The sequence below is a fragment of the Rahnella perminowiae genome (genome assembly GCF_019049755.1).
GTDB classification, from domain to species: Bacteria; Pseudomonadota; Gammaproteobacteria; order Enterobacterales; family Enterobacteriaceae; genus Rahnella; species Rahnella perminowiae.
This window is the reverse complement of record NZ_JAFMOS010000498.1, coordinates 1-12890: the sequence shown is the minus strand read 5'-3', so window position 1 is coordinate 12890 and position 12890 is coordinate 1. Positions and strand designations below refer to the sequence as shown.

General features: G+C 57.2%; 10 protein-coding genes and 1 pseudogene. 3 read left to right on the top strand and 8 right to left on the bottom strand.

The genetic code is table 11. The features are described 5' to 3' along the window. Positions 1-537: 537 nt before the first annotated feature. Positions 538-810, top strand: a pseudogene (locus J1785_RS10150) (SDR family oxidoreductase); the annotation flags it as partial. Positions 811-994: 184 nt separating this feature from the next. Continuing rightward, entirely contained in the window at positions 995-2623 is a 1629-nt protein-coding gene (locus tag J1785_RS10145) for a dipeptide ABC transporter ATP-binding protein (protein ID WP_217219344.1), read from the top strand. Here J1785_RS10145 and J1785_RS10140 read toward each other — a convergent pair. The 7 genes from J1785_RS10140 to J1785_RS10110 all read right to left on the bottom strand — a co-directional run bounded on the left by J1785_RS10140 (position 2616) and on the right by J1785_RS10110 (position 10157). Continuing rightward, complete coding sequence (locus J1785_RS10140; RefSeq protein WP_217219343.1) at positions 2616-3473, bottom strand: sulfurtransferase; 858 nt, start codon at positions 3471-3473, stop codon at positions 2616-2618. The two genes, J1785_RS10145 and J1785_RS10140, sit on opposite strands and share 8 nt — an antisense overlap. Continuing rightward, on the bottom strand, positions 3466-4464 hold the full coding sequence (locus J1785_RS10135) for an ornithine cyclodeaminase (RefSeq protein ID WP_217219342.1): 999 nt from the start codon (positions 4462-4464) through the stop codon (positions 3466-3468). The genes J1785_RS10140 and J1785_RS10135 overlap by 8 nt, the downstream gene beginning before the upstream one ends. 1 nt (position 4465) lies before the next feature. After that, positions 4466-5464, bottom strand: a complete 999-nt coding sequence (locus tag J1785_RS10130) for a 1-aminocyclopropane-1-carboxylate deaminase/D-cysteine desulfhydrase (RefSeq protein ID WP_217219345.1) — start codon at positions 5462-5464, stop codon at positions 4466-4468. 62 nt (positions 5465-5526) lie between these two features. Further along, on the bottom strand, positions 5527-6909 hold the full coding sequence (locus J1785_RS10125) for a M20 family metallopeptidase (protein WP_217219341.1): 1383 nt from the start codon (positions 6907-6909) through the stop codon (positions 5527-5529). Further along, positions 6906-7820 carry an ABC transporter permease gene (locus tag J1785_RS10120; protein ID WP_129951372.1) on the bottom strand — a complete coding sequence of 305 codons (915 nt, stop codon included), beginning with the start codon at positions 7818-7820 and terminating at the stop codon, positions 6906-6908. Before J1785_RS10120 ends, J1785_RS10125 begins: the two co-directional genes overlap by 4 nt. A gap of 1 nt (position 7821) precedes the next feature. Next, positions 7822-8667, bottom strand: coding sequence for an ABC transporter permease (locus tag J1785_RS10115; RefSeq protein ID WP_217219340.1), 846 nt, complete (start codon positions 8665-8667; stop codon positions 7822-7824). Beyond that, positions 8664-10157 (bottom strand): ABC transporter substrate-binding protein, encoded by a 1494-nt coding sequence (locus J1785_RS10110; RefSeq protein ID WP_217138688.1) that lies wholly within the window; start codon positions 10155-10157, stop codon positions 8664-8666. The genes J1785_RS10115 and J1785_RS10110 overlap by 4 nt, the downstream gene beginning before the upstream one ends. 186 nt (positions 10158-10343) lie before the next feature. Between J1785_RS10110 and J1785_RS10105 the strand changes: the two genes are divergently transcribed. Further along, positions 10344-11009: a GntR family transcriptional regulator gene (locus J1785_RS10105; RefSeq protein WP_129951369.1), complete on the top strand. Its 666-nt coding sequence runs from the start codon at positions 10344-10346 to the stop codon at positions 11007-11009. Positions 11010-11074: 65 nt separating this feature from the next. Here the strand turns inward: J1785_RS10105 and J1785_RS10100 are convergent, their stop codons facing one another. Continuing rightward, a complete protein-coding gene (locus J1785_RS10100) occupies positions 11075-12586 on the bottom strand; it encodes an anion permease (RefSeq protein ID WP_129951368.1) in 1512 nt (503 codons plus the stop codon). Positions 12587-12890 lie beyond the last annotated feature (304 nt).

Below are 12890 nucleotides of genomic sequence, written 5' to 3'. Positions count from 1 at the left end.
TACCAACAATTTGATCGTTATTAACCATTATCATCTTGTGGTTTATCTGGATATGGTCTCCAGAACTTAAGGAGACGTGTCATGTTCTGGAAGATATTTACGGTTTTTATGGTGCTGTGGCTGATGGTTGGCTTTCTCGTAAATCGCTGCCGACATTGTGAAGAACCGGAAGATAAGAGTGATGAATGCCCCTATGAGTAGGGTATTTTTTTAGGCTGTACGCTCCCAAATCATGACGAGTTTTGATTGAGGAACAATGGAGACAGCCGTACCGGCTCCACTGCTGCCAGTAGCATCGGGTGGTGAAAGCCACGTTAACAAGTAGGGGTATTGTGCGAGCTGAAGACGTGCGAAAGCGGCTGAGGGGGTTCAGCGACTAAGGAGAATTTACACGGGAAATCAATGGGGATGGAACGTGAGGAAAGCCCGGTCAGCCGACCGGGTTTTGTCCTTCAGAGGATAATATTACTCAACCTTGCGGGCGTTGTCTGCTTTCCACTCTTCGTATGTCGCTTCAAGGATCCACAGACAGGTTGCTCCTTTGTCCGCTCCTGGGCGCTGGATCTCAAGGGACGTGGGATCCGCGTGAATGTTGTCAGCCCCGGTCCGGTGCGGACGCCAGGTCTGGGTGGACGGGTGCCGGATGAGCACCGTCAGGGCTTATTTGATGCGCCTGCCGCACAGGTGCCGCTGGGTCGTCTGGGAGAACCGGGAGAAATCGGCAAAGTTGTGGCGTTTCTGGCCTCGGATGCTGCCAGCTTTATCAATGGCACCGCACTGTTTGTGGATGGCGGTATGGCGCAGGTATGAGGCGTTTTCCCCACGACACTCGGCCGACGGTGAGACTGTCGGCAATTTTTTGCGTCTGAGGGATAAACCCTGATAAATCATGATTAATTAGCAGAAATTAATCTATCGGCGTGCTGTCTTTACGGTTGTCGCCTGAGAATATACGATATATTCTCAATGCTTAATTCTTCGCCGGATCACCGCCATGACGACTGCCAGACCTTTGCTCGACGTTCGCCACCTCGCCCTGCATACCGATGCCGGATTACCTCTGGTCAAACCGCTTTCCCTGCAGGTGAACCGCCGTGAAATGGTGGCACTGGTGGGGGAGTCCGGTTCCGGTAAGACACTGAGTTCGCTGGCGCTGATGGGATTGCTGCCGCCGGGAGTGAGTATGACGGGGGGAGAAATCTGGCTGGCCGGTAAATCCATTGCCAGTCCGCAGAGGACGTTTGACGCATCTGCGCGGGGTAAACGGCTGGCGATGATTTTTCAGGAACCGATGACCAGTATGAATCCGGTGCTCAAAGTCGGGGAACAGATAGCCGAAGTGCTGGTACGTCATCAGGGGCTGGACTGGAAACAGGCACACCGTGAGGCCATCGTTTTGCTGGATCGCGTCGGTATTCTGAATCCGGAGCAACGGGCGAAACAATATATCCATCAGCTTTCCGGCGGCATGCGTCAGCGGGTCATGATCGCCAGCGCGATCAGCTGTAAACCGTCACTGCTGATTGCCGATGAACCAACCACCGCGCTGGACGTCACCATTCAGGCGCAAATTCTGGCGTTGCTGCTGGAATTGCAGCAGGAAATGCAGATGGGTGTGCTGCTGATCACCCATGACCTGAGCGTGGTAGCGCGTTACGCCGACCGTGCTTACGTCATGCATCAGGGAAGTCGGGTGGAAGAAGGGCCGGTGGCAAAACTGCTGACCGATCCTCAGGAGCCTTACACCCGTAAACTGATTGCCGCTTCCCAGCCGGAACCGCGCCCGGTCACCGCAGCAATCTGCGCGACATCGCCGCTGGTTCGTTTACACAACGTGAGCAAAAGCTATCCGCAGGCGCAGCATCTCCCTTTTGTACCGGCAAAACGGCAGACCGTGCTTTTCCCGACAACGCTGGATATCCGTCGCGGTGAAATTCTGGGGCTGATCGGTGAATCCGGCTCGGGGAAAACCACGCTGGGCCGGGCGATCATTGGCCTGACGGAAACTGACAGCGGTGATATCGAATTTGACGGCGTTTCCCTGACCCGCGCCAGTCACGCCACACGGCAAAAAATGCGCAGCCGTGCGCAGATTATCTTTCAGGATCCTTACGCCAGTCTGAACCCCAAAATGACCATCGGTGAGCAAATTGCTGAGCCGCTACGTGTCTGGAAATTGCGTCCTGCCGGACAGATTCAGGCGAGGGTAGAGGAATTACTGAAACGGGTGGGACTGGAAGCACATCACGCCAGCCGCTTGCCCGGCGCATTTTCCGGCGGTCAGCGTCAGCGCGTGGCCATTGCCCGTGCGCTGGCATTAGAGCCAGAGTTACTGGTGGCGGATGAAGCCGTGTCGGCGTTAGATCTCTCGGTTCGCGGGCAGATACTGGCATTGCTGGATGAACTTCGCCGGCAACTCGGCCTGACCGTGCTGTTTATCAGCCATGATCTCGCCGCGGTGAAACAAGTGTGTGACCGCGTGGTGGTACTTTATCATGGCAAGGTTGTGGAAAGCGGACTCACTGCACAGGTGCTGGGCACGCCGCAGCATGCTTACACACAAACTTTACTGGCGGCAGCGCCGGATATCGCGCAGGCGCTGAAACTGCGCAATGTCAGTTAAAATCCGTCAGCAGGGGCAGTTCAGGATGACCTGCCCATTCATGCCAGGAACCGACATAAATGGCCAGTTGCCGGTAACCCGCCAGCTGCAAAGCGATGAATACTGTGGCGGCGCGTGCGCCCCGGTGACAATAAATAATGTTCCGCCGGTCGGGCCGCAGTCCGGCTTTTTCCGCGCGATGGCGGATTTCGCCGGCATCCGGAAACCCGCCGTTATGCACCACATCCTCCCAGAACAGCAACTTCGCACCGGGGATCCTTCCTGCCCGCTGACAGCATTCATGCGCAAATTCCCCCGTGAATTCTGACGGACGGCGTGCGTCCACAATCTCTGCGCCCGTTGCCTGTGCCGCAAGCACTTCGGCCCGCGTGGCCGCCAGTGCGATGTTCATGCTGGCGTCCGTACGGTAATCCGGATTGTCGGCGCTTATCACTGCGCTGTTGCCGGTTCCCGGTATGAGATCGCCGCCTGCGCGTTGCCAGGCATCCAGTCCGCCATCGAGCACCAGCGGCTGACAGATACCGCCGCATAGCGCAAACCATGCACCGCGCGGGGAGCGCATGCCGACCTGTTGTTCAAAAAACACCGGCGTGACGCTGTCACTTATAGCCAGTTCCTGCCAGGCAGACCGAAAGGCATTGAACAGGCTGTTCACACCGGCCTGGGTGCTGTCGGGAATAAAGTAATCATAGACATTCAGGTGAAGTGCGCCCGGCAGGGTTCCGGCCTGCCACTGCGTGATTTCACGGACATCAATCAGCGCAAACTGTTCGCCATGGTTGTGGCGACCGAGCAGTTCTTCGGCGCTGATAAGGATGCGCGGCAAGGGTAATGCAGAATAATCAGTCAAGGTAAAATGACTCCGGAAAAAGCGGTAATAACGTACCGGTTCCCTGTTGCTGCGCGAGTGCCAGTACGCGGGCTGCCAGGGCGATGTCGAAGACGTTGAGGCCAAACGAGGAGAAATACACACTGTCATCCGGCGCAGGCCGCCAGCCATCGAGCAGCAGATGGGTTAAATCGGCATCCACGCGGTCCGGCGAAAACTGTCCGGCGCGGTACATCTGAAAAAGACTTTTGGCGCTGGTTTCGCAGAAATCTCCCCACAAATCGACCACCACCCGTGTGGCGCGGGCAATCGCTTCGAACGTGACTTCGTGATAACCCACCTGGATAACCAGCCTTCCGGGACGGATTGCCTCCGTGCCCAGCAGGGGTTCTGCGGCGCTGGTGCAGGTGATCACCGCACCGGCGTCCTGTGCGCAGGCGTGCTGTAAATTGCTGAACCTGATCAGCGGCCACGGCAGATTTTCGCTGTCCGGGGCAAAAACCGTTGCGCTGCGGCTCCACCAGCTGACCTGTTTCAGCTCAGGGAAAAGCTGGCGCAGCATCTCAAGATGCGCCATGGCCTGCACGCCGGTGCCGAGCAGGAGGACGTGCTGAACCGGGCGCGGTGCGGCATGGCGCAACGCCAGCGCCGAGACGGCGGCGGTGCGGGTGGCCGTCAGCGCGGCGCTTTCCACCAGCCCGAGTGGCAAACCATTATCTGCGCGGTTAATCAGCGTCATCGCCATCGCCTGCGGCAGACCGTCGTGTGCATCGGGGCGATGTGCCGTCCATTTCACCCCTGCGGCATTGAAACGGCCACCCACACTGGCGGGCAGCGCGTAGGCTTTTCCCCGGTCGCCACCGAGAGTGACATGGGTTTCCGACGGCATCTGCGCCTGTTGTTGACGCATTAAGGTGACAACGTCACGAATATCATCCAGTGCAGCCTGCGCCTGCGTACCGCCGAGCGTCATCACATCCTGCTGACTCAGATAGCGGAAACCCTGCGTCATCTCAGTGCTCCAGTAAGGTCTGCGCAAAGGGATACAGCGCCGGAGAGCCGCCGCAATGGACGAAAATCACCCGTGAACCGGCGCGGATTTTACCTTGCTCCACCAGACTGATCAGCCCGTGCATGGCTTTGCCGGTGTAGACCGGATCCAGCAGTAAACCTTCGGCCTGGGCGGCGCGATAGATGGCTTCAATGCCGCCGTCAGACGGCACGCCATACGCGGTGCCGACGAATCCGTCCTCAATCCAGATATCTTCCGGCGTCCAGTTTTGCGACCATTCCAGCAAATCCGCGCAATCCTGCGCCATAGCGGAAATCCGTGTCTGAAACCATTCTGCTTTGGCGCTGACGCTGATGCCGGCAATTCTGGTGTCCGGCCAGTATTTGCGTGCGCCGACGTAAAGCCCGGCAAGCGTGCCGCCGGAACCGGTCGGGGCAACAATCACGTCCGGCGGCAACTGATTGCGTTCTCTCAGCTGGGCGTCCATTTCTTCTATGGCACGCACGTAACCCAGTGCCCCGAGCGGTGTGGCGCCGCCGAGCGGAATAATCAGCGCCTTTTCGCCCCGCGCCTGTGCGGCGTCGGCATGGGCATTCATCGCGCCTTCAATTTGGGTGAAATAGCCCTCGGGATCGAGAAATTCCAGCTCCGCACCGAACAACTTATCGAGCAGAAGATTGCCCTGATAGACGTCCGGCTGATTGCCACGCAACACCAGCACCGGTTTCATGCCGAACTTACGCGCCGCTGCCGCTACCATGCGGGCGTGGTTGGACTGATGCCCGCCGGTGGTGATCACCACATTGATCTGCTGACGGCAGGCGTCGGCCATCAGATATTCCAGTTTGCGGACTTTGTTTCCGCCTCCGCCAAAACCGGTGTAATCATCACGTTTGATATCCAGCGTGATGCCAAGTGAATCGCCAAGTGTGTTCAGGCGCTCCAGCGGTGTGGGGAAAAATCCCAGTGAAACACGTTCAAAATCATCTGTTTGTTTCATCATAATTTTCCTGCTGATTATCTTTTAAACATTCCCGGATGTTGACGCAAAGCTTCGCCGGCTTATTCCGGCAAAGCAGAAAAAGAGCTGTCATGGGTATAAAAACGGATCCAGTCAGTGACGGATTGCTGAAAGCGCTCCAGCCCATGCAGGGTGACAAATTCATTCACGCCGTGCGCATTGCCACCGTGACCCAGGCCGCCAATCAGGAAGGCCGGTGCGATGCGGGCAAAGGTATATGCCGGTGCGCAGCCTGGTGCCCACGGCCAGATCTGCGGTTTTGCGCCCTGTAGCTGGTAGCTGGCAAGCAGGGCATCGACGCCGGGGCTGTTGCGCGGGAAACGGTGGCCGGGATAGCTGTCGTCCAGCTCAAGCTCCACGCCGCCAAATTCCGCCTGGCTGAGCGTCCGGCGGACGTCTGCCAGCAGATTTTCACCGTCAATGCCCGGCGGCACGCGCAGGGCGAGTTCCGCGCAGGCGCTGTGCGGGATTACACCCCGTGCCTGTTGCGGGTCACTGCGGATTTCTGAAATGTTAAGCACCGCGCCGTTAATCAGTTGTTGCAGGCAGGCCAGCGTATCGCCGCTGACCGATAAGGTTTCGCTGTGGCGAAAGCGCAGTTCATCGCGAATGCTGAAGTTTTCCGCCAGCGTATGCAGCAGCTCGTTTGCCGCCTCATCGACGGGCAGACGCGCGATGACGCCGCTGTTTACGGCGGGCGCAATGGTATGAAGGGCATGAACCAGCCGCCAGACGGGGTTGGCAATCCAGTTGGCATTACTGGCGTGGATCGCTGCATGAGGGCCGCCCCATGCGCCGCCGCTGACGCGTAAACGGCCGCCGCTCAGTCCGCTGAAACCAAGATACACGCGGGGTTCGCCCCCGCCGTACTCGCACAGCGAGGGGAAAAATACTGCCCCGGCGGGCGGCACAGGGCACGGTTCCTGCGCCAGATAACGGCGTAACCGGCCGCTGCCCGTTTCTTCTTCGCCTTCGAGGATGATCTCGAGGTTGACGTCCAGCCCGCCAGTGTCGCACAGCGATTTTATCGCCATCAGCATGCCCGCCAGCGGCCCTTTATTGTTCTCCGCACCGCGTGCGATATACACCGCGCCGGTGCCCGGCCATTCAGTCATGCCGCCGGTGAAAGGCGGGAATTCCCAGCCTTCATCCGTGGCGGGCATCACGTCGTACATGTTGTACAGCACCAGCGTTTTCGCCGCCTGACGCTCAATGCGCATATGTACCAGCGGCGGGGTGCTTTCGTCGTTTTGCAGGCTGACCGGCAACACCGGCACGCCGTTCAGCTGCTGGCGGATCCAGTCTTCCAGCCACTGTGCCAGTTCGCGCTGCTGGCTGAGCTGGCCGGACACACTGGCAAACGGCGTCATCGCATTGAGTAAATCGAGCGTCGCTTGCAGTGAGGGGGAAATGGAACATGTCACAGGCGGATCCTCGGATTGAGTACCACATAGAGCAAATCGATGATCAGGTTAATGCCAACAAACACCAGCGCGGCGAGCAGCACAATGGCCTGTACCAGCGGGAAATCGCGGTTCTGGATCGCCTGGACCGCGAGGCGGCCGATACCCGGCCAGGCAAAAATGATTTCAGTCACCAGCGCACCGCCAAGCAGCGAGGCAAAATACATGCCCTGCACCGTAATGACCGGGATCAGCGCATTGCGTAAACCGTGGCGAACCACAATACGCCAGCGGCTCAGCCCTTTGGCGCGGGCGGTGCGGATGTAATCTTGTTGAAGAACGTCAATCAGACTGGCACGGATCAGACGCGCAATGGCGCTCATGTAATACGCACCAAGGCTGATGGCAGGCATCACCAGCTGACTGGCACTGCCATAACCGCCGGAAGGCAGCCAGCGCAGGTTAAGGCTGAAGGCGATAATCAGCAGCAGGCCAAGCCAGAACACCGGCACCGCCTGGCCGCTGAAAGCCAGCAGACGTGAAATTAGATCCCACACTGTGTTCTGATATAACGCGCTGATGATGCCGAGCAGTAAACCGGCGGCAGTGCTCCAGAGTAACGCGGTAAAGGCCAGCAGCAGGGTGGCGGGAACGCGCTGGCCAATCAGTTCAGTGACCGGCTGGCTGTAGCGCAGCGATTCGCCAAGGTTGCCCTGTAAAACACCGGTCAGATAATGCCAGTACTGCCATGTCAGTGAACGGTCAAAACCCATGCTGTGCCGGAAGTTATCAATTTCCTGCTGGCTGGAGCCCGGCGGCATCATCACCGCCGCCGGGTCACCGGTCAGGTGCAGACTGTAAAAAATCAGCAGTGACACACCAAACATCACCAGTACCGATTGTCCGAGGCGTTGCAAAATATAACGCAGCATATCAGTCGAGCCTCGTGTGGGTTTTACGCAGCAGGCTGTCGCCAAGCAGATTGCAGCCAATGACCAGTGCCGCAATCACCAGCCCCGGGTACAGCACCAGCCACTGTGCAAGCAGCATGTAAGAACGGCCTTCGCCGATCAGATTGCCGAGTGTTGGCGTCGGCGGCTGAATGCCCATGCCGAGAAAACCAATCGAGGCTTCCAGTACGATCAGGCGCGGGATATCCAGCGTCAGCAGCACAATCAGCGGCGTCATCAGATTGGGCAGCACATGGCGCAGCACAATACGCGGGGTGGAAAATCCCATGGCTTTGACTGATTCGATAAATTCCAGCTCGCGGATCTCCAGCGTTTTGGCGCGGGCGACGCGGGCATAAATCGCCCAGCTGGTCACGCCCATGATCAGAATGATATTAGTCAGCGACGCGCCGAACAGCGCCATTACCAGCAGGATCAGCAGGATAAAAGGCACCGCCAGCTGAATGTCCATCAGACGCATGATCAGCGCATCAAGCCAGCCGCCGGTGTAACCGGCAATCATGCCCAGCGCCGAGCCAATAACGGCGGCAATGACTGCGGCCAGCATCACCACCATCAGCGAGAGACGCGTACCCGATAAAATCCGCGACAGCAAATCACGCCCCAGCTGATCGGTGCCCAGCAAATGATGACCGTCCGGCGGCAAAAAGGCCGCAGCCAGATTGTTTGTCAGCGGATCAGGCAGGGGCAGCCACGGCGCCAGCAGCGCCGGGACAATCACCAGTAACAGCAACAGTGCGCCGAGGATCCCGTCGCCATAAAACCGGCGGCGGGATTTCCGTTGCAGGGTTGTACGCAGTGAAATCATTTAATCCTCAGGTCAAACAGCGGGATCCGCGAATCAGCGCGGCCGGTGAAGGCTACGTTGTCGGCGCTGGCATACAGGGAATCTTCTTTGTACAGCGGGATAAGCGGTTGCTGCCTGGCGACAACCTCCTGTATCTGCTGCAAAATTTTCTCACGTTTGGCCGGATCGACGAGGGTGCGGCTGCTGTTGAGCAGAGTATCCAGCTCTGGCGAATTCACCGTGGAATACGGCTCGCCGGAGTGCAGGATCGGATAAAGCGCGGCATCGGCGTCCAGCGTCTGGGTTGAACCCCATGCCAGCATGTACATCGGTGCCTGTTTTTGCGCCGCCACCTGTTGGGTATAGACCGACCATTCCGGCACCTCGAGTTGCGCTTTCACGCCGATCGCAGCCAGATCCTGCACAATCGCCTGGGCGACGTCGGCGCTGGCAATATAACGGCGGGGAGCCTGGAAGCGCAGGGTGAAACCTTGCGGATAGCCAGCTTCTGCCAGTAACGCTTTGGCTTTGGCGATGTCCTGAGCGGGGGCGGGGATGGCCTCATAACCGAAATCTTTCGGTCCGGCCATGGTGCCGGTCGGTGTGCCAAAACCGTGCAATAAATCGCGGGTATAAGCCGCACGGTTCAGCGCGAGTGATAACGCCTGGCGTACGCGCACATCGTTCAGCGGTTTCTGGTCATTCTTCAGTCCGAGGTAAATGGTCAGCCCGCCATTTTTTACCTGCTCAAGATGTACGCCCGGCTTGTTTTTCAGCGCCGGTACCAGATCAGCCGGTACACCATCAACCAGCTGTACTTCGCCGGTCAGCAGAGCAGTGATGCGTCCGGTAGCCTCCGGGATCGGACGCCAGGTCACGGTATCAATGGCGGGTTTGCCGCGCCAGTAATCCGGATTGGCCTGCATCACCACTTTTTCATCGGGAATAAACGCGGTAAGGGTATAGGCGCCTGAACCGACCGGCTTACGGGCAAATTCTGCCGCACCGACTTTGGTGACATACGCCGGTGGCACAATATAGGTCGGGTAGCGGCTCATGCGCGTTGGCAGCAGCGGGTCGGGGCCGGCGGTGTGGATGTTCACCTGATACTCGCCGGTGATTTCCACGGATTTGATGGTGCGGATATAGGAAATGGTCGGTGCGTGATTAGCAGGGTCAAGAATACGGTCAATGGAGAATTTTACCGCCTTCGCATCAACCGGCTCGCCGTCGCTGAACTTCACGCCCTGACGCAGGGTGAAGGTCCAGGTGGTATCATCCAGTGGTTTCCAGCTTGTCGCCAGCCCAGGCTGCAACTGCATATTGGCGTCGCGCAGCACCAGCGTATCGAAGAGGTTATCCACCAGCGTGGCAGACTCTTTCAGGAAGCCCGGATCCATGGCCGTGGCGGAAGCCGGTTGGGCGATCACCAGTTCAGAGGCGAAAGCAGCCGGTGTTGCCAGGCTGATAAGCAGGGCGAGTGAAGCCAGTTTGAAGGCAGGTATTCTCATTACGGTCATTCCCAAAGTGAAGCCGTCAGAAGAGTTGACGGAATTAACGTGAAGGTGTGCGTCACAAAAAAGGTCAGTCAATATTCAATTCTTCAATACATGATATATCCTATATAATGTATTTTTTGCAAGCTACGGATTAAACCGCAAAAGAAAAGCCATTATTTTGCTAAAGGAAAACGTCACATGTTTGAGATGGAAAAAGCGCAGCGTGTCAGCCTGACCATGCAGGTGGAAGCCAAACTGAAAGGGGCATTAATCGTCGGCGTACTCAAACCAGGCGCGCGGCTGGTGACCAAAGAAATCGCTGAAAAACTGGGTACCAGCGTGACGCCGGTGCGCGAAGCGTTGCTGCGTTTAGTATCGGCCGGTGCGCTTGATGCCACACCGGCACAGGCCTTTCTTGTGCCTAAAATTGCGCCTGCGCGCTATCAGGAAATTACGCTTATACGTAAAAATCTTGAAGGTCTGGCGGTGTCGCAAGCTTGCGGGCAGATCACTGCGGAACAGATTGCCTTACTGAAAACCCTGAATGCCCGATTTATGGCAGCGAAAGTGGAAAATAACGTGGAGGGCGCTTTAGAGGCGAACCGGGAGTTTCGCTTTACGCTGTATGACATGGCCGCGATGCCCACGCTGACCGCGCTGATTGAGCAACTGTGGGTGCAGATTGGCCCTTGCTTTAACTATCTTTATCCCCAGTCGCCGCATATGGCGCAGGGGCAGCACAATTACGATCAGTTGTTACTGGCGCTGGAAGCCGGTGATGATAAACGCTGCGTGAAGCTTATCCACAAATCGATTGATGACGGCGCGGCCATCCTGAGTAAGCATTATTTTCTACAGGAATGACAGATGGTTGCGGTGATGCAGAAAGGGTTGCCAGACTGCGGGAGGCAGTCTGGCGGGGGCACGTATCAGAACATCATGACCATCCACGGGTAGGCAATCAGCATCATGCTACCGAGGAAAATCGCACCAAAAATGGTACCGAGACGCCAGTAATCTTTGGTCGGCAGATAGCCACTGCCGTAATAAATCGGGCTGGGGCCGGTGCCGTACGGGGTGATGATCCCCATCACACCCAGCGAGGTCACCATCATCAGGCAGTAAACCGGCATGTTTATGCCCGGTATGGCCGCCGCGATTGTCAGCATAGCCGGTAACAGAGCGGTGGTGTGTGCCGTGGTACTGGCGAACAGGTAATGCAGCAGGAAGAATGCAATCAGCAGCATAACAGCGGCGACCTGCGGGTCGAAACCGTTAAGCAACTGGCCGCCTTCTTTACCCAGCCAGGCGATAAAACCGACACGGGCCAGGCCATCCGCCAGCGCCACCAGAGTGGCAAACCACGCAAAGGTATTCCAGGCCGGTTTGTTACTGGTGATGTCGTTCCAGTTCAGCACGCCGGTCCATAGCATCAGCACCACGACCAGCAGTGCAGCCAGCGCGGGTTCAATCCACGCCGCAGCGAAAATCCACATCAGCAGCGCAGAACACACGAAGATCAGCAGCAGGATCTCGTTGCGCGACAGCTTACCCAGTTTCTCCAGCTCACTTTTCGCCCAGCGCGGCACCTCATCATTAATTTTCACTTCCGGCGGATAGAACCAATAGGCCAGCAGTGGCATGGTCAGGATCAGCAGTACGCCCAGGGGCAGGAAGGCCAGGAACCACATCCCCCAGGAAATAGTAAAGCCGGTGATGCTTTTGACTAACGCCAGCGCCAGCAGGTTCGGGGCCAGCGCCGACAGGAACATCGAACTGGTGATACATGCCGCGGTAATCGCTACCCACATCAGATAAGAGCCGATTTTACGCGCACTCGGGTCATTCGGTTTGGAGCCATATAAGGGTGGCAGGTTGGCAATGATCGGGTAAATGGTCCCGCCGCTGCGTGCGGTGTTGGATGGCGTGAAAGGTGCAAGCAGCAGATCCGCAAAGGTAATGGCGTAACCTAACGTCAGGCTGCGGCGGCCGAGATATTTCACCAGGATCAGCGCCAGACGGCGACCAAACTGCGTTTTGTCATACCCGGCGGCGAACATAAACGCGCCAAAGATAAGCCAGACCGTCGAGTTGCCGAAGCCGCTCACTGCCCATTTGAATGCCTCGGCGGGCATCTTAAATTTTGGATTAGCGATTTCGGCCGGGCTGAATAACAGCCACTGGCTGAACAGGGCGATTACCACCACACCGGTCAGGCCGATCACGGCGCCAGGCAAGGGTTCAAAAATCAGGCCGACTATGACGCCGACAAAGATAGCGAAGAAATGCCACGCATAGGGTTCAAGCCCGGCAGGGACCGGGGTCAGCAGTAAAAGCACCGCCACCAGCACCGGCAGGAACAGCATAATCAGACGTTTTGTGAGTACCCCGGAGGCCGGATCGGCTGTGCCGGGATCATTCAATGTGGATGTGGGTTTCATAAATTTTGTCTGCCCGTAATTGAGTGTGAGCGTTACGCCACGGTTATCTGAGAGGGTGTTCTGATTCAGAAAACCATTAATTATTCTTTCGATCTGAAATGCGTTAAGCGGTACGTAATGATGGTGGATCCTTTGTGACGAAATTAAGACGTTACTATTATTCTGAGGTAAATGTTCTCAGGCAAAATGGCGTAATGCATTCATTCAGCAACACATGACATTACAGAAATTGTGGTTAATTTTTTTTGACGTTAATCCGTTTAAATGACTGTAGAGTAAATTTGAGTAAACGCCAGTTTTGCGG

Excerpts from the sequence above, each read along its gene's own strand:
- J1785_RS10115 (WP_217219340.1), bottom strand. The coding sequence starts at position 8,667 with ATGATTTCACTGCGTACAACCCTGCAACGGAAATCCCGCCGCCGGTTT.
- J1785_RS10110 (WP_217138688.1), bottom strand. The coding sequence starts at position 10,157 with ATGAGAATACCTGCCTTCAAACTGGCTTCACTCGCCCTGCTTATCAGC.
- J1785_RS10105 (WP_129951369.1), top strand. The coding sequence starts at position 10,344 with ATGTTTGAGATGGAAAAAGCGCAGCGTGTCAGCCTGACCATGCAGGTG.
- J1785_RS10130 (WP_217219345.1), bottom strand. The coding sequence starts at position 5,464 with ATGAAACAAACAGATGATTTTGAACGTGTTTCACTGGGATTTTTCCCC.
- J1785_RS10135 (WP_217219342.1), bottom strand. The coding sequence starts at position 4,464 with ATGACGCAGGGTTTCCGCTATCTGAGTCAGCAGGATGTGATGACGCTC.
- J1785_RS10120 (WP_129951372.1), bottom strand. The coding sequence starts at position 7,820 with ATGCTGCGTTATATTTTGCAACGCCTCGGACAATCGGTACTGGTGATG.
- J1785_RS10100 (WP_129951368.1), bottom strand. The coding sequence starts at position 12,586 with ATGAAACCCACATCCACATTGAATGATCCCGGCACAGCCGATCCGGCC.
- J1785_RS10145 (WP_217219344.1), top strand. The coding sequence starts at position 995 with ATGACGACTGCCAGACCTTTGCTCGACGTTCGCCACCTCGCCCTGCAT.